Here is a 17,224-nt window from a genome sequence, read left to right as displayed (position 1 = left end):
CAGGACGTACCCCTCGCCTAACAGAAGATTTTTGTCACTTTTCATCTCTGAAAAGTGAGGCATCGCCTACGCAAAGTTATTTAAACTTTGAACGTAATGTGTGGCATTGCAAGCTTTTTTATAATCAAATAATTTAATTTTCTATGTAATTAATTTAATTGAAAAATATTGATTAAGAGAAATTATATTCTTGTTTTTGAGTTTTTTGATAGGTTGACTATATTTAAGAGATAAAAAAGACCCACAAGGTAAGTGGGTCAATACGATAAAAATAACAAAGAGCAAACTTAAAATTTATCTGCCATCAATTCACATGATTATAAAAACATAAACAATAAAATAATACCCAATACCACACGGTACCAAGCAAACACTCTCAACGTATGTTTTTCAACAAATTTGACCAAAGCTTTGACCACCAAAAGCGCAGCAATAAATGCAGCCACAAACCCCACTGAAATATTAATCAGGTTATCTGAGGTTAAAACATCTGCATTTCGAATTAAATCATAGGTTGCAGCACCTAACATGGTTGGCATTGCAAGGAAAAAAGAAAATTCGGTTGCCGCTTTACGTGATAAACCAGACAACATCCCACCAATAATGGTGGCGCCTGAACGTGATGTTCCCGGAATCATGGCAAGACATTGGGCAAATCCAACCAAAATTGCCTGTTTTAAGGTAATGTCAGTGGCTTCAATGGTTTTAGGTTCAAACTTTCTGGCTTCTACAGCAAAAATAATGAAGCCCCCAATGATTAAAGCAAAAGCCACAACCAAAGGACTAAACAGCACTTGTTTAATAAAATCTACTGCTAAGACCCCAATCACCACAGCAGGAATAAAAGCAACTAAGACATTAATCGCAAAACGTCTAGCTGCAATATCGCCTGAGAAAAAGCCGCGAATTAATTCGATGATTTTTTGTCGATACAGCCAACATACGGCCAAGATTGCACCCAATTGGATCACCACTTCAAACACGCGTCCCGAATCTGAGTGAAAATCAATGAGATGACCAAATAAGATCAGATGTCCTGTGCTTGAAATCGGTAAAAATTCAGTTAAACCTTCGATTAACCCCAAAAACAATGCTTTAAGCAGTTCAAAATTTTCCATAAATAAAATAAACAAGCGTTCTAAAATTTGAACCTTTGTAATGTATTTAACGCTGTTTATAAATCAAAAAAGACAAAATTTTACGAAATTTTTACGCGGCTGATCTGACTGTAAATAGAGAGTTTACGGAGTATTTTCGGATACTGAGTTGTGGAATATCCCAGCGTTTAGGATGAAAAAGATGAGTGCTAAATATATAGCGCATCAACAAGTACAGCATCCAAAATTATGCGTACTTCAAAAACATATAAATCATTGCAATATCGACATTTTTAATTTGAGCCAATCAAGTTGGGGGGGAATGTCATGTTAGAGTTTATCTTAGTCTTGGTGATTGTGGTGCTTTTGGCTTTTCCTTTAGGGAAATATCTTGCCTGTATTATGCAAAACCGAGAGATGAAAATTGATCCAATTTTTAACTGGATTGAAAAACCGATTTATCGTGTTTTGGGTACACATCATGATCAAGGGATGAATGCGAAGACCTATTCACTTAGCTTTGTGGCGAGCTGTATCGTCATTGGATTGGTGACTTGGCTGTTGTTTATGTGTCAAGCAAGCTTGCCACTCAATCCAAATAATGCACCGGATATGTCATGGGATTTAGCATTACACACCATGATTTCATTTCTGACCAATACCAACCAACAACACTATTCAGGTCAAGCGCAACTGTCATATTTATCACAGATGGTTGGTATTGTTGGATTGCAAATCATTACGCCAATGATGGGATTGGCAATGGTGGTCGCAACCGTACGTGCCTTATTTTATCCGCAATCCAATGCTTTGTCTGAAGCAGATCAAAACCTAAGCTTTCAAAATAAAGTTGAAAAAATCAATGTCGGTAATTATTGGGCCGATGTGATTCGTCCAACCTTTCGGTTTTTAATTCCGTTATGCATGATTTGGTCATTATTACTCAATAGCCAAGGTGTGCCATCAACCTTTCAAGGTGGCCCAGAAGTTCAAGTCATTGACCAATCGACTGAATTAAAAACTCAAAAAATTCCACTGGGTCCTGTTGCACCCATGGTTGCGATTAAGCAATTGGGTAGTAATGGTGGGGGTTGGTATGGACCTAACAGTAGTGTGCCATTGGAAAATCCAACCCCATTTTCAAATTTCTTAGAAATGATCGCGATTCTACTTATCCCTGTCGCAGTGATTTTTATGTTGGGTTTTTTAACCAAACGCGCAAAATTTGCTGGCTTTGTTTTTGGCTCAATGTTGCTGATGTCGGTTGTTTCAGCCACGGCGGCAATTTGGTCTGAAAGCCTGTCATCTACCGCGATGCAAATTTATGCCATGGAAGGAAAGGAAGTGCGTTTTGGTGAAGCATCTTCCGCATTGTGGGCCGCCATAACCACACAGGTCAACAATGGTTCCGTCAATATGATGCATGACTCTGCATCGCCATTAACAGGTTTAGTGGCGCTGGCGAATATGCTGATTAATGCGATTTGGGGCGGGATCGGCTGTGGCTTACAGCAATTTATGATCTATCTGTTTTTGGCTGTATTTATTGCAGGTTTGATGACAGGTCGTACACCTGAATTATTTGGCCGCAAAATTGAAGCAGGGGAAATCAAATTACTTGCTGTGGTGATTTTGATTCAGCCGATTACGATTCTCGGTTTAAGCTCAGTTGCTTTGTTTTTCCCTGAACTTACAGGCAATAGCAATCCGCAATATCATGCCATTTCACAAGTGTTGTATGAGTATGTTTCGGCCTTTGCCAATAATGGTTCTGGTTTTGAAGGTTTAGCGGACAATACCGTGTGGTGGAACGTGAGCTGTATGATTGCTTTACTGCTTGGACGTTTTCCAACATTGATCATTCCTTTAATGATTGCTGCGCGTTTAGCTGCAAAGCGTCAAGCTCCTGAAAGCAGTGGTAGTTTAAAAGTGGAAACGCCAACCTTTGCTTTCACTCTGATTGCTATTGTGGTGATGTTGACCTTATTACAATTTATGCCAGTCCTTGTTTTAGGACCGATCGCTGATCAGCTGTTATTGGTACAAGGCTAGGGTGAATAACATGAATCATTCAAAACAATCTACTCAAAATAAATCATCAACTTTATTCCAAGGTGAAGCTTGGAAAAATGCCTTGATTAAATTGTTACCGCAACATGCGATTAAAAATCCAGTGATGGCGATTGTATGGCTAGGCACCCTCATCACACTGGTTAGTACTTTAACGGGTCAAGCCGATACCATATTTGGTTTAGCGGTGACGTTGATTTTATTTATCACCGTATTATTTGCCAATTATGCCGAAGCGATTGCCGAAGCCAAAGGTCGAGGTCAAGCCTCTTCCTTAAGACAAGCACGTCAAAATTTAACCGCACGTCGACTCAGTTCTAAGGATGATCTAGAGGGTGTGCAAGTCGCTGCAACCTTATTAAAAATGAATGATCTGATTGAAGTCCGTGCAGGGGAACTGGTTCCTGCGGATGGTGAAATTATTCATGGTTTTGCGACTATTAATGAGGCTGCGGTAACAGGTGAGTCAGCACCCGTTTTACGTGAAGCAGGTACCGATAAGTCGGGTGTAATTGGGGGAACTAAGGTTTTAACCGATCGTATCGTGGTGCAAGTGACGGCTGAAGCGGGTAATAGCTTTCTTGACCGAATGATTGCTTTGGTAGAGGGTTCCAATCGTCAAAAAACACCAAACGAGATCGCTCTGGGTATTTTACTGACTGTGATGACTGTGACCTTTATCGCAGTGGTGGTGAGTTTACCTTTTATTGGGCATTTCTTAAAAATTGAAATTAACCCGATTCTCTTGGTGGCTTTGTTGGTGTGTTTAATTCCAACCACCATTGGTGGCTTGTTGCCTGCAATCGGTATTGCGGGGATGAATCGGGCGTTAAAAGCCAATGTGATTGCCAAATCAGGTAAAGCTGTCGAAGTGGCGGGTGATGTGGATGTATTGTTACTCGATAAAACAGGAACCATCACCTATGGTGACCGTCAGGCAACAGCATTTTTCCCACTGACTGGGGTGACTGAGTCAGAACTTCGTCAGGCTGCGATATTGACCTCACTTGCTGACCCAACACCAGAGGGTAAATCCATTGTGGTTTTGGCAAAAGAGCAAGGGGAGCATATTGTTGAACCTGAACAGGTAGAGTTTATTGCCTTCAATGCCGCAACGCGAATCTCTGGTATAAATTTATCAAATGGACAGCAAATCCGTAAAGGGGCAGTAGATGCGATTATTAAATTTGCTTCACAGAATCTTGAACATCATAGTGAGCTTAAAACGCGGGTAGAACAGGTTGCATCAAAAGGTGCAACGCCATTAGTGGTGGCAAAGGATCAAAATATTCTGGGGGTGATTGAACTTTCAGATGTGATTAAACAAGGCATCAAGGAAAAATTTGCTCGCTTACGTGAAATGGGTATAAAAACAGTCATGGTCACAGGGGATAACCCTTTAACAGCTGCTGCTATTGCAGCGGAAGCAGGTGTCGATGACTACATCGCTGAAGCGAAACCTGAAGATAAGTTAAATTGTATTCGTCATGAACAGAATAAAGGTCATTTGGTCGCTATGGTTGGCGATGGTACCAATGATGCACCTGCTTTGGCACAAGCGGATATTGGTTTGGCGATGAACTCAGGGACACAGGCTGCAAAAGAAGCGGGCAATATGGTGGACTTGGATTCAGATCCAACCAAATTATTGTCGGTTGTTGAGATTGGTAAACAGCAGTTGATTACGCGTGGTGCATTGACCACCTTTTCATTGGCCAATGACGTTTCCAAATACTTTGCAATTTTACCGGCTTTATTTGTCGCAGCCATTCCTCAAATGCAAACCTTAAATGTGATGCGCTTGGGAAGTTCAGAAAGTGCAATTCTCTCTGCACTGATTTTCAATGCCATCATTATTCCATTATTGATTCCAATTGCTTTACGTGGAGTGAAGTTTAAGCCTTCAACATCAACGCAATTATTACGTCGAAATATGCTGATCTATGGTGTAGGTGGTGTGGTGTTGCCATTTATCGCGATTAAGCTGATTGATCTGATGATCAGCCCCCTATTGGCGCTTTAGAAACTTTGAGGATGATAAAAATGAATACTGAAAATAATCGATTGCTTGAGTCATCATTCGCTGGACTAGTACGCGCATCGCTTGGATTAACCATTGTCGCGTTGGGTTTATGTGGTTTTGTCTACAGTGCTACGGCAACAGGGTTGGGACAAGTTCTTTTTGATCAACAAGCCAATGGCAGTTTGATCGTTGAAAATGACCGCGCTGTCGGTTCTAAACTGGTTGCACAGCCTTTTGTACAAGCACAATATTTTCATCCACGACCTTCTGCTGCCAATTATGACCCAATGGCAATGGCGGGAAGTAATATGGCACGGACCAATCCTGATTTACACAAAGCAGTAGAGGAACGTTTAAACAAAATTGCGATACAGGATCACGTTGAAAAAAGCGCTATTCCTGCGGATTTGGTCACGGCTTCAGGCAGTGGAATTGATCCTGAAATCACTGTGCAATCTGCAATGATTCAAGTAAAACGCATTGCCAAAGCAAGACATTTGCCAGAACAGGATGTGCTAAGGTTGCTGCTAGACAATAGCATACAACCGACATTTGGAATTTTAGGGCAAGCCAGAGTCAATGTACTTGAATTAAATTTGGCTTTGGATCAAATTGGAACTCAATAAATGGGTTGCAATCATCAACGCGAAATGAATCAGTGTTGATGTAATTGATTCTCTATGATTGTTGAAAAGCGGGCATTATTGGGATTTTATTTTCGTATAAATTTACAATATTCCCTCTTTTAGATTGTAAATGATTCAAGCTTAATCAAAAGACGGTTTTTCTGTGTTTCTTTGCTGTATTGAATGGTCGCAAAGAAACAGCACAGTGATGTAATTTTTAAACAAGCAGACGGCGATGAGCGATTATAGAAACAATAAAGCAGATGTTTTACTGCAACACACTCAGCGTTATCAATCTGGGCGCCTCACTATATTTTTAGGTGCTGCACCCGGTGTGGGGAAGACTTTTGCAATGTTAGTGCGTGCGCACGAACTGGCTTTGCAAGGGATCAACATTGTGATCGGCTATGTTGAAACCCATGGTCGCATTGAAACTGAAAACCTCATCTCAGGTTTGGTGATCATTCCAAGAAAGGCAATTGAGTATCAAGGACATTCTCTTGAAGAAATGGATCTTGATGCTGTGCTGGCAAGCAAACCCAGTATTGTTTTAGTAGATGAATTCGCGCATAGCAATATGCCAAATAGTCGTCATGAAAAACGTTGGCAAGACATCAATGAATTACTGGATGCGGGTATTGATGTATTTACCACGATGAATATTCAGCATCTAGAAAGTTTAAATGATGTGGTCTATCAAATTACGGGCATTCGGGTGACTGAGACTGTACCTGATCGGGTCTTTGAACGGATCCGTGATATTCGGTTAATTGATTTACCTGTCAATGAATTACTTGAGCGTTTAAATCAGGGCAAAGTCTATGTACCTGAGCAAGCTGAACAAGCTTTGCAAAGATTCTTCAACAGTTCAAATCTGACCGCATTGCGTGAATTGGCAATGCAGACGGTTGCCAGTCATGTCGATACCGATGTTCGAGAAAATTTTGCTATACAAGGGCTTGTGCCAATTCCTCTAAAAAATCATATTTTAATTATGATTGAGGGCAATGGGCAGGCTGAGGCGTTGGTTCGTGCTGGTTGTCGTATTGCAGAAAATCGTCAGGCAAATTGGACGGTGGTGGTCTTTTCTAAAGATTCAAAAATAAGCGAAAAACAAGATAGTTTATCCAGTCGAGAAATTGAACGCGCTTTAAACCTCACCCGTCAATTGGGTGGGATGACTGAAATCCTTTATGGTCAGCAACATGCAAAAACGCTGTTTGATTATGTGATGGATCGAGGGATTTCAACCTTGGTATTGGCACAATCGCATCGTAAGACCTTTGCATTGGGTGTCGTAAATTTTGTTGATCAATTACTTAAATATCAGCCAAGTTTTGAATTGAGTATCGTCCCAACTCTTGCAGAACATCGTCAGCAATCATTTTTTCAAGATACGCATTCATTTCTAAGTTTAAGAGAAATGTTTTATGTGTTATCCACCACTGTGATCAGTATTGTGATTGCCAGTTTAGGTGAAAAGTATTTAGGGATTGAAGAGCTTTCGGTGATTTTTATCACCGCTGTGGTTTTTGTGGCATCTAAAACACGAATGCTGGCCGCTGTGCTTTCAGCACTGTTGTTCTTTTTTGCTTATAACTTTTTCTTTATTTCACCCAAATTTACTTTACAAATTTCTGCACATCAGGGTGTGATTACCGTGGTTGCTTTCCTTGGCGCTGCACTGATTTCAAGCCGTTTGGCATCGAGACTGAGAGAACAGGTAACGGCTTTAAAGACTGCAAATAGTTATAACAGCATTATGCAGGATTTAGGTCAAAAGCTGTCTACCGCGATCGATTTAAAGCAAGTGCAGGAGATTGCAGAAAACAGTTTAAGTAAAAATTTAAATGCCGAAATCTGGTTTTATTTCCCAGAATCATCAATATCATCACTTGAGGTCATTAACAATAAAGAAAAAATTTCAGCAGATTGGACATTTAAGAACCATCAACCATCGGGACGGTTTACCCAAACATTAACTGAAAATGATTGGTGGTTTTTACCATTATTGGCTTCCAAACAGTGTTTTGGTGTGGTCGGGGTTAAGTTTCTTAAAAATGTATCGGTTTTAAATACTGAACAGAAGCAACTGACTGAAACCATGGTTGAATATATTGCTCAAGCAATTTCTCGAACCCAACTCACTAAAGCATTGGAAATCGCCAATGTCAGTTCAGAAACCGAGAGATTACGTTCGGCCTTGTTATCCTCCGTCTCTCATGATTTACGTTCACCTTTAGCCTCTATGATTGGTGCAGCTGATACTTTGAGTAATTATCGGCATTCGATGGATGAACAAGATCAAGACAGCTTATTGGAAGCCATTCATTTGGAAGGCGAACGACTGGATCGTTATATTCAGAATTTATTGGATATGACACGGCTAGGGCATGAAGGTTTAAGTCTTAAACGAGATTGGATTGGTGTCGATGAGTTAATTGGTTCAGCGGTACGCCGTTTAAAACGCTATATGCCGCATAGTCTTGTTGAGGTTGATTTACCAGAGCAAACATTGAGCCTATTTGTTCATGCTGCTTTGATCGAACAAGCGATTTTTAATGTATTGGAAAATGCAGCCAAGTTTTCCCCAGAGAATAAAGCGGTAACGATTAAAGTCTTACAACTCAATGAAAACGAAATTGAAATTTCGATTAGCGATCAAGGTTTGGGTATCCCAGAAGATGAACGAGAGCGAATTTTTGATATGTTCTATACTATGGAACGTGGCGATCGCGGACAGTATGGTACGGGGTTGGGCTTAACCATTGTTAAAGCCATTATTGGTGCACATATGGGTAAAATTTCGGCATCTTCAGCCAAGAATAATCAAGGCACCTGCATCCGTATGCAATTGCCGATTCAGCAGATTGGATAAGTGCACATATTGATTTTAGGAAATAGCATGCCAGAACACAATGTATCGACAAGTTCCATGACCAATGTATTGATTATTGATGATGAAACTCAAATTCGTAAGTTTCTCGATATTGCACTTAGAGCACAGGGCTATAAAACGCTACTGGCTGAAAATGGTCAAAAGGGCTTAGAGCTTTTGGCTTTGCAAGGCGCTGATTTAATTATTTTAGATTTAGGACTGCCTGATTTAGATGGTTTAGAAGTTTTATCTGAGTTGCGAGCTTGGTCGCATGTCCCTGTGATTGTTTTGTCTGTACGTTCCAATGAAGAGGAAAAGGTCAAATTACTGGATGCTGGCGCCAATGATTATGTGACGAAACCTTTTAGTGTTCAGGAGCTTATGGCGCGGATCCGCGTATTACTCAGACAATTTCAAAACGTTGCTGTGGAATCCGCTTTTTTTGATGATGGTTTTTTAAAAATTGATTTTGCCCAAAGACAGGTATTTCTTAACCAACAACTGATTTCACTGACACGTAAGGAATATCAATTGCTGACTTTATTGGCGCAACATAAGGGGCAGTTGATTACTCAACCACAAATTCTCAGTGATTTATGGGGACCAACTCATCAGGAAGATACTCACTACCTAAGAATTCTGGTGGCCAAATTGCGTGGAAAACTGAATGATAATGCGGTACAACCCAAATATATTGTGACTGAACCTGGTGTGGGCTTACGCTTTGTAGGCTAAGCATGGCTGATCTTCTTTGAGATCATTGGTTTTTTGATGGTTTTACAGTAGATGGTTAAAATTAAAATAAACGATTCTTTGTAAAGTGCAGAGTAGGGGGGTAAATGTTGGTAATATTAATTTATTGTTATTTAAAATCAATTAATTAAATAATTTATTGGATTTGAAAGAGTGATGGTATTATAAGTTTTACTGAGAACTTTGGCTTTATATTTATACAAACTCACGATTTGAATTGAGTGTGGCGAAACTTTATTAAATAAAGCGTAATCAAATATATTTTATCCGCTTTCATCTGCTGATCTGTGTTAACTTAGCTTTGATCGAATCCGTAAGCGAAACGGAAGTGTTTAGGTTGTTACAGGAATTGCGTATTCCCTCTAAATAGATTTAAAACCTAAGCAGTTAACGCTGAGCATGAGATCGCAGCATGCCGATCTAAAAAGCCCGCACTATTGTGGGCTTTTTTTACATCATGGAGAAAGCTGAATATTTTGAGCTGATACAGTCTGAATTTATATAACCAACAACGAAAAAACTTACCAAACATCGGTAAGTTTTTATAGATTAAGCTTTAAGGTCTGTTCATTCTTAGCCTACAACGTAAGCCATTTATGAAATTTCAAAAGACCCTTGTGTTATTTAGGCTTATTTGTATCAGGTTGCTTAACCTCTTTATTGTCCTGATTTGGATTAGGCGGTGTAGCACCAGGAGTTGCTTGTGGCGCATCTTTAGGCGGAGTTTGCTCAACGTTTTTAGTATCTGAATTTGCTTGAGCTGAATTTTGTGAAAAACTTTTAAATGACATTATAATCTTCTCAAATTGTTAAGTGAGTCTGGATAATAGTCTTTTAATCCACTTACACTAAGGTAGTTGTGAGAGCCATATGTGGAGATATGTTGGCTAAACTGAGTTTATATCGACAAAATATATTTATAAAAATATCAAATATTTGTATTGTCTTGTTTTAAATGGTGATATAAATAATCTCTAAATATAGGCCTGTACATAAACATCACAAATCGATTTTATAAATAGGAACTTTTAATTTAAAATAATCAAATGTTATTTAAGTTGCATAATCTGTTAAATTAGCGTACTATGAAAAATACTAAAGCAGATGTGCTTAATATATAAGCAAGACTTGAAGGTTGGCTTCAACTCTGACTTCTGCAATATCAAGCTGATGTAAATATCAAAAGTTTAAATTAAGGTTAGATGCCTTCTTATCGTTAGTTCCAAAAATATATCTGTTGGTCTTAATAGTTAAATACTTCTCTGTTTGCAAAAGCTCAAAACAATTGAGTGAAAAAATGAATATTTTAAATGGCTGGACAATAGCCTCTGCAGTAAATGGCGATGAAATTCGCGTAAAGATCGTTCCTTTAAAAAGACAACAAAGCAACCGTACTGGTATGAGTTGGGTCGAAGTAGGGAAAAAGATTGAATTAGAATCTGGTGACGATCGTCAATTTAATATTGATGGTTCATCTTTCTATCTTAATCAAAATCAACTTTATCGTATTGCAATATAAATCGTAATCAATGTTTTAGAAAAGCTCATCGTAAGATGGGCTTTTTATATGGCTGAACGAATATAAAAGATATTGAAAATTAAGGAAGGATTTTTGATCAGTGTTGATTGATGAATATTAGATGGTTTTAGAATGATTAAGCTGGAATTAAAATCTCATAATAAAAACTTACCATGTGACTGTTTGGTTAAATACCGAAATACTTTAAATCAGCCATAACACTGAAATTTAGATGATTTATCTGAATCTTTGAAATCAAATGTAATAAAGCTTCACATAAACTTGCATAACTCACATATCGAAATACTTTATTAGAAATTTAATGTTATTCCTAATAGACGTTATTCAATTCAGTATGAGGTATATCATGTTAAAGACCGTAGCATTATTAGGGACTGGAATTGCAATTGCTTGCTACTATCAGTCACATAAAAATAATCCTCAAAAAACCAAGGGTAAAAGTTTAGCCAAAACCAAAGATGATGATCATAAAGAGTCTTCAGCAGAAGCAGTACATTAATTTTAATGAAAAACCACCGATTCGGTGGTTTTTTAATATGGATACGGCAATCGTAAAACTTAAGGTAGAAACGGACACTGAAAAGATGCTGTCTAGGCCGGCAAGGAAATGATAAAGAATTTTTAAATCCTTGCCCTTTGCAAAGTGACGACTTCTCACCTTTGTGAAAGGAGGGAGTTGTCCATACAAAACTTAATCACGCTTAGTTGATTGTCGATGCAGCATTAAAAGGATTATCTTTCATATCCGACTAAAGGGATTTGATCTTAATTTTGATGTTGATAAAACCAATCTGCCGCATGTGCAACTGTTCTATCTACAATATCGGGTTGCTCGTAATACTGGAAATGATTGGTTCCATTTTCCCAGATAAGCTTTTTATCTGATGTTGGAATTGAATCAAAATGACGTCGAGCCGCTGCTGGATTCATACAGGTATCCGAATGAATGATAAGCGCGGGTTTCTTTAGTTTTGCAACGCCAGCTACAGTTGAATAAGAAAAATGATCAAGATCACTCATAATTGCGTAGCGATTCTCCCAGTTTTTTAGCGTCCATGCTCCATACCAGCTCCATATAATTGGACCAGGTAAACCAGCATTCGAGCCTTTGACGCGATCACCGAGGTCTGGCGATACGAGTGGCTGGTAGATAACTTCCCCCGTTGTTTCGTAAAGAACTTTGGCATCCTGTGCTTTCTTTAAACGGATCGCTAATAAGGCTTCTAATTCTTCGATCGTTGGTGCTGATTCAATATCAAATGGATTTTCTGTAACACCTGCTGCAAGCATAAATAAATCAGTTTCTCTATCTCGATAATATCCAGTAACAGAAACAACGGCTTTGACACGTGCTTCATAAGACGCGATATCCAGCATTTCAGGTCCACCTTGGCAAACCCCTAATAGAAATATTTTATCGGTATCGACATCGTTACGGGTAAAGATGTAATCAATTGCAGCAATGACATCTTCGTTTTTCATTTTGGGATTTTCAAGGCGACGTGGCATGCCTTGGCTCTCACCAACAGTTCTTGGATCAAATGCGAGGGTGATAAAGCCTTCATCTGCTAAACGTGTCGCATACTGAGTGGGTGCCTGTTCTTTTTGAAAAGAATATGGCCCAAGAATAATAACAGCGGGGAGTTTTCCATCGGTATTTGGCTTATATAAATCGCCAACCACTGCATCACCATGTGAATCAAATGTTATTTTTTCTACAGCATAGTTACCATGTTTGGGCATTGTAATTTTCCTTATCGTCATTAATTTTGAGTATCCATTCAGCCTATATAAATATATTATTGAGAACAATCTCATAAAACTTTATAGAATAGTGAAAATGGCTCATCAATTGAAAAGCGGTGAACTCTTTGCTTTAACAATTTTTTTATCTGTGGCCTCTCATCGAAACTTCCGTGCAGCTTCGGTTGAGTTAAACGTCACACCTTCAGCAATTAGTCATGCCATAAAAGGTTTGGAAAGCCGCTTAAATGTTCGGCTTTTTAATCGAACCACACGCAGTGTTTCTTTGACTGATGCCGGAATCCAATTGGTTCATTCACTTCGACCATCCATGGAAAATATTTCAAATGCGCTAAATCATTTAGATGATTTTAGAGATCAGCCGAGTGGTGTACTTAGAATCAATGCCAGTGAAGGGGCAGTCAGGTTGGTTTTAAAACCTATTCTTAAAAAGTTCTTACAACGTTATCCATTGGTTCATTTAGATATTGTTTGTGATGGTAAATTAACCAATATTGTTGAGGAAAATTTTGATGCAGGCATACGCCTTGCAGACGATATACCTAAAGAAATGGTTGCAATCCGTTTGACTGAAACCGCACGCTTTGTTGCTGTCGCATCCCCAGACTATTTATTAAAAAATTCTACACCACTTGTTCCGCATGATCTTTATGAACATGATTGCATTCGTTTCCGTTTTGATAGTGGCTTAATTTTTCGCTGGGAATTTGATATGAATGGCATTATTGAAAAGATAGATGTCAAAGGGCCATTAACACTTACAGATCAAACATTAATGGTTGATGCTGCAATAGATGGTATTGGTATCGCATTTGTACCTGATCATTTGGTAAAAAATGCTGTGGAAAATCAGCAATTGAGTATCGTTTTGGAAAAGTTTAGCCCAGTGTATCGTGGTCTTAGCCTTTATTATCCAGGCTATCGTCATGTATCCACTACACTTAAGGCGTTAATCAATATGATCCGTGATTCATCAAGCTATTGATTTTCATAATGTCCATTTCGATAAGTCGCAAAAAGCTTGGCTAAAAAGGGTTTATTTTAGAATTCAACTTATTTGCCTATATCAAGCTATCTAAGGAGAAAAATCTAATCATATAAAAGTGGACTTTTCATTCACAACAGACATAAGGAAAAAATAAAAACTACGAAAAGTGCTAAGTTTTATAGAAATCCATATATTTTTTATGGTTTTTGTAAATATACCTCAAAAGAGAGGTTATTTTATCTCAAAGGGCTTTGCTTAATTTCTAAAAATAGGACATAACTATGAGAGTAAATAGAGTAAAAATTTTTAATTACTAGGGGAATAAAAAATGCTTTTAAAATTTGCCACTCGATTCGCAAGTATTTTGTTTGGAATACTGGCTTTAATCGCAATCATGATTCATTTTGTTTTTTCGAATCAGCTATCCATTGATCTATGGATTGTGCTTTTCCCAGTTATTTTAGCAGTTCCAATTTTAACAGCAGTTCTGATCACTGGTGATGATGAGTTGGGGGTTCAATCTAGTGAGTGGAACAATTCATAATTTTTAAATCTAAGCTCATCGAAAGGTGGGCTTTTTAGTGTATGAACGGATTAATTTTGAACCTATGCAGTTATCTCACTTTTTCTTTTAATGAATAAAGGAGGGATATAGACAGTAAGTACCGACAACTTTGTGGTTGTATAGCGAGTCTAGTTATCGTTATGCACTCGCTTAAACTTGTATTTGCAGTGTTTTACTTTAATGACTGGATTGTTGATGAGGAGAACCAAGTTGCGATATTTATTGTTTATACTTAGTTTTTTACTGTGTGCTGAATTGAAAGCGCAGAGCCCATTAGACGAACCTTTTTTGCAAGTTGGTGCAGTTGATGATCAATTCAATATCATTAATCTCGAACTGTACAATGGCTTAGTCAAAGTGATTAATCACAATTTTTCGAACATTAAGCCCAATCAATCAGATGATTTAACAAACATTTCTAGAATTAGGTTAACTAGCAATGGATTGTTGCTTGTATCAGATTTAAAGGGGATTGTGTCTACAGAAGATCTAAGCGAGAAATTTGATGAAAACAAATATAAAAATCTGACCAAAAACAACATCTGTAGTAAAAGTGATTTACTTGAGTCTGAAGTATTTAAAAAAACAACTCGAGGCAATATTGTTTATCAATTAAATAATGCTAAAGGTGAGTTTTTGAAAAGTTTTACAATGAACTATAAAGAATGCTTGTAGATTTTATAATTTTAATATCAATATTTTAGTTTAATTTCTATGTGCTTAAATGGTTGTTTTTTAGTAGTCTTTTTGGGAACTCAGACTAATTTATAATTTTTAAATTAAACCCCAATAAGTAGAATTCCTTAGCCATTTCTAAGGGATAGCAAAATGTGGGATTTCATTAAAAGTTTTAATTGTATAAATGTATGGCTAATCATATCTTTGATCATTCTTGGATTTGTGTTGTTTCTATATTTTTCTTAAGCTTAGATGACTTATAGCAATTTAGAGGTAGTAACATAAGTTTAAAGTATCGAGCTTGTATCTTGTATAGGGCATAGCTATATATTTTAGCTCTAGTGAACGGGAAATGCTGGTGATGTAGATTTATGCATTTGAGTGAAATAATGAAAAGAAATTATGCTCATCAATAAAAATAAATCCATATAGAATGAAATGATCAATATGGATAAGCATACTATCTAAAAATAAATATCTAATTTATATCGTGCATAAACGATGATGTTCGAGATTTTAGTAGATCTCTTGAAAGCATGGCTCTAGACGATATCTATGCATATAATCAATGTGATTAGAAAATTCTAAGGATTATAAAAATGAAATTGAGAATTTTATTCCTTTTATTGTTTAGCCAAGTAGTTGATGCAAATCAAGTAGATCATTGCAAACTTATTGCAGAAAGCGCTGGAATGATCATGCAGTTAAGACAGTTTGGTGTTGATTTGAATACAGCATTTAATTTAAAAGGCGAACTAAGTAATAATGCAAAAAATTTAGAAGTCATCATTGCTGATGCAGAATCAAAACCTGTATATGCTACAAATTTAGGTAAACAAAAAGCGGAAGATGAATTTTCAGGTGAATGGGAAAAGTTATGTTTGGAGTCAGTTGAGTTTTTGAATGATGCTGTAGATCCGACTTGATCAGCTTATAGAGTGGGTCAAAGAGAATAGATTGTTGTTTCACGATGATCTATCAGGGGTATATTTTTGGAAATGGAATTAAAGGTATATTACAATATATATTTATAATTTTTATTTTATAAGGATTTAAAAATAAAACACTCCAGAGATGCCGCTGCATGGTCGTTACCCTGAACCCGATGAGTTCAAGGTGGACGTGACGTACACTTAATGGGTTTCCCACTCAAGGTGGGCATACACTCAAAATATACAGAACACATCCATAAGTTTAAGTATCGGCAGGGGAATAGACGTACTGGCGAACACCCTAGAGTTGTATTAAGTATACATAATTTGGGGATTGTGGCAAATCACCAATGCTCATAATTTATAAATACAGCGCAAAAAAACCAATCAATTGCACGAAAAAAAAGCGGTTTATCCCGCTTTTTCAACATCTTCTAACATGGTCTCTAATAAACGTTCGCATTGTGCATATTCTTGTAACGATTTATTCATGGCTAAAACTTCTTGCATCAGTTCTAAAGCCACCATGATCACCAATTTATTATGTTCAACATTGGGTGCTTTACGACGGAATTCTTGAAACTTTTCATTTAAAAGTCGACCAGCACGTTCGAGTTCTGGTTGCTTATCTGTTGTGGTGCCTAAACGGAAACTTTGTTCGATTAAGCGTAATTCTACAGTCACATGTTCAGACATACTCATACTTCCTCATTAGACTCTGATGGATGAGCAAGCTGTTGAATTTCTTGCGCATGGTGATCTTGTTCAGTTCCTAAAATCGAAAGACGTTGAATAATGGCTTCCACTTTTGTTTTGGCATGTTCATTTTTTTGAATTAAACGTTCACGCTCATCTTGAAGACCTTTGATGTCTTGTAAGTGATGGCGTTGTTCATTTGCCATTTTTTCTTTAACCACACGTAATTCATTACGTTCAGCCAAAATTTCCTGAAAACGATTTTTTAAATCGGTACAGCTTTTTTCCAAACGCCCATAACGCTCTGCTAAAGATGTGGCATCTGTATTGAGCTGTTGAAACTGATTTTGTAACTGAGAGAGTTGCTCAGTGAGCGTATCAATTTCATCTTGTTTTTGGGTGATAATGCTATTTTTATGGCTAATTTGAGCATGAGATTGCTCTTCGCTGTTATCCTTTTCTTTTAACAGCGATGCATTTTCTTTCTCAACAGTTTCAATTCGTGTTTTTAAAACACCAATATGCGTCTGTAGACGCTGTAATTGTTCTAACATAACGGGTCGCACAGATTTGCAATCAAAGGTAATATATACAGAAGTATAGAGATTGGATAA

The 17,224-nt window shown here is 37.6% G+C and carries 16 protein-coding genes and 1 other RNA gene; 11 read left to right on the top strand and 6 right to left on the bottom strand.

Annotated elements, in window-relative coordinates:
* Positions 1 to 317 precede the first annotated feature (317 nt).
* Entirely contained in the window at positions 318 to 1,118 is an 801-nt protein-coding gene (locus CQZ96_RS07500) for an undecaprenyl-diphosphate phosphatase (protein ID WP_105714558.1), read from the bottom strand.
* A gap of 306 nt (positions 1,119 to 1,424) precedes the next feature.
* Here CQZ96_RS07500 and kdpA point away from each other — a divergent pair, with 306 nt between their 5' ends.
* The 5 genes from kdpA (at position 1,425) to CQZ96_RS07475 (ending at position 9,429) form a co-directional block, all read left to right on the top strand.
* On the top strand, positions 1,425 to 3,149 hold the full coding sequence (kdpA, locus tag CQZ96_RS07495) for a potassium-transporting ATPase subunit KdpA (protein WP_105714557.1): 1,725 nt from the start codon (positions 1,425 to 1,427) through the stop codon (positions 3,147 to 3,149).
* A 10-nt stretch (positions 3,150 to 3,159) separates the two neighbouring features.
* Entirely contained in the window at positions 3,160 to 5,190 is a 2,031-nt protein-coding gene (gene kdpB, locus CQZ96_RS07490) for a potassium-transporting ATPase subunit KdpB (protein WP_105714556.1), read from the top strand.
* A 20-nt stretch (positions 5,191 to 5,210) separates the two neighbouring features.
* Positions 5,211 to 5,816 (top strand): potassium-transporting ATPase subunit KdpC, encoded by a 606-nt coding sequence (gene kdpC / locus CQZ96_RS07485; protein ID WP_105714555.1) that lies wholly within the window; start codon positions 5,211 to 5,213, stop codon positions 5,814 to 5,816.
* Between the two features lie 235 nt (positions 5,817 to 6,051).
* Positions 6,052 to 8,694 carry a sensor histidine kinase gene (locus CQZ96_RS07480; protein WP_105714554.1) on the top strand — a complete coding sequence of 881 codons (2,643 nt, stop codon included), beginning with the start codon at positions 6,052 to 6,054 and terminating at the stop codon, positions 8,692 to 8,694.
* A 27-nt stretch (positions 8,695 to 8,721) separates the two neighbouring features.
* Entirely contained in the window at positions 8,722 to 9,429 is a 708-nt protein-coding gene (locus CQZ96_RS07475) for a response regulator (protein ID WP_004722101.1), read from the top strand.
* Positions 9,430 to 10,067: 638 nt separating this feature from the next.
* Here the strand turns inward: CQZ96_RS07475 and CQZ96_RS07470 are convergent.
* Complete coding sequence (locus CQZ96_RS07470; protein ID WP_004722100.1) at positions 10,068 to 10,238, bottom strand: hypothetical protein; 171 nt, start codon at positions 10,236 to 10,238, stop codon at positions 10,068 to 10,070.
* Between the two features lie 506 nt (positions 10,239 to 10,744).
* Here CQZ96_RS07470 and CQZ96_RS07465 point away from each other — a divergent pair.
* On the top strand, positions 10,745 to 10,966 hold the full coding sequence (locus CQZ96_RS07465) for a hypothetical protein (RefSeq protein WP_004722098.1): 222 nt from the start codon (positions 10,745 to 10,747) through the stop codon (positions 10,964 to 10,966).
* 367 nt (positions 10,967 to 11,333) lie between these two features.
* Entirely contained in the window at positions 11,334 to 11,486 is a 153-nt protein-coding gene (locus tag CQZ96_RS07460; protein WP_004722095.1) for a hypothetical protein, read from the top strand.
* A gap of 266 nt (positions 11,487 to 11,752) precedes the next feature.
* Here CQZ96_RS07460 and CQZ96_RS07455 read toward each other — a convergent pair whose 3' ends face one another.
* Entirely contained in the window at positions 11,753 to 12,730 is a 978-nt protein-coding gene (locus CQZ96_RS07455) for an alpha/beta hydrolase (RefSeq protein WP_105714553.1), read from the bottom strand.
* 97 nt (positions 12,731 to 12,827) lie between these two features.
* Between CQZ96_RS07455 and CQZ96_RS07450 the strand changes: the two genes are divergently transcribed.
* From CQZ96_RS07450 to CQZ96_RS07435, 4 genes are all read left to right on the top strand, one after another.
* Positions 12,828 to 13,736 (top strand): LysR family transcriptional regulator, encoded by a 909-nt coding sequence (locus CQZ96_RS07450; protein WP_105714552.1) that lies wholly within the window; start codon positions 12,828 to 12,830, stop codon positions 13,734 to 13,736.
* A 331-nt stretch (positions 13,737 to 14,067) separates the two neighbouring features.
* Positions 14,068 to 14,283: a hypothetical protein gene (locus tag CQZ96_RS07445; protein WP_105714551.1), complete on the top strand. Its 216-nt coding sequence runs from the start codon at positions 14,068 to 14,070 to the stop codon at positions 14,281 to 14,283.
* Between the two features lie 231 nt (positions 14,284 to 14,514).
* A complete protein-coding gene (locus CQZ96_RS07440; RefSeq protein ID WP_228722781.1) occupies positions 14,515 to 14,979 on the top strand; it encodes a hypothetical protein in 465 nt (154 codons plus the stop codon).
* Positions 14,980 to 15,581: 602 nt separating this feature from the next.
* Entirely contained in the window at positions 15,582 to 15,908 is a 327-nt protein-coding gene (locus CQZ96_RS07435) for a hypothetical protein (protein WP_105714549.1), read from the top strand.
* Positions 15,909 to 16,043: 135 nt separating this feature from the next.
* Here the strand turns inward: CQZ96_RS07435 and ssrS are convergent.
* The 3 genes from ssrS to CQZ96_RS07420 form a co-directional block, all read right to left on the bottom strand.
* Positions 16,044 to 16,225: non-coding RNA, 6S RNA (gene ssrS / locus CQZ96_RS07430), on the bottom strand.
* Positions 16,226 to 16,325: 100 nt separating this feature from the next.
* Positions 16,326 to 16,610 carry a cell division protein ZapA gene (locus CQZ96_RS07425; protein ID WP_105714548.1) on the bottom strand — a complete coding sequence of 95 codons (285 nt, stop codon included), beginning with the start codon at positions 16,608 to 16,610 and terminating at the stop codon, positions 16,326 to 16,328.
* A 2-nt stretch (positions 16,611 to 16,612) separates the two neighbouring features.
* Entirely contained in the window at positions 16,613 to 17,164 is a 552-nt protein-coding gene (locus tag CQZ96_RS07420; protein ID WP_004722081.1) for a hypothetical protein, read from the bottom strand.
* Between the last annotated feature and the right edge of the window lie 60 nt (positions 17,165 to 17,224).

This window comes from Acinetobacter sp. MYb10 (genome assembly GCF_002980175.2).
GTDB classification, from domain to species: Bacteria; Pseudomonadota; Gammaproteobacteria; order Pseudomonadales; family Moraxellaceae; genus Acinetobacter; species Acinetobacter guillouiae.
Note: the sequence above shows the minus strand (reverse complement) of the source record. Positions and strands in the feature narration are given on the sequence as shown.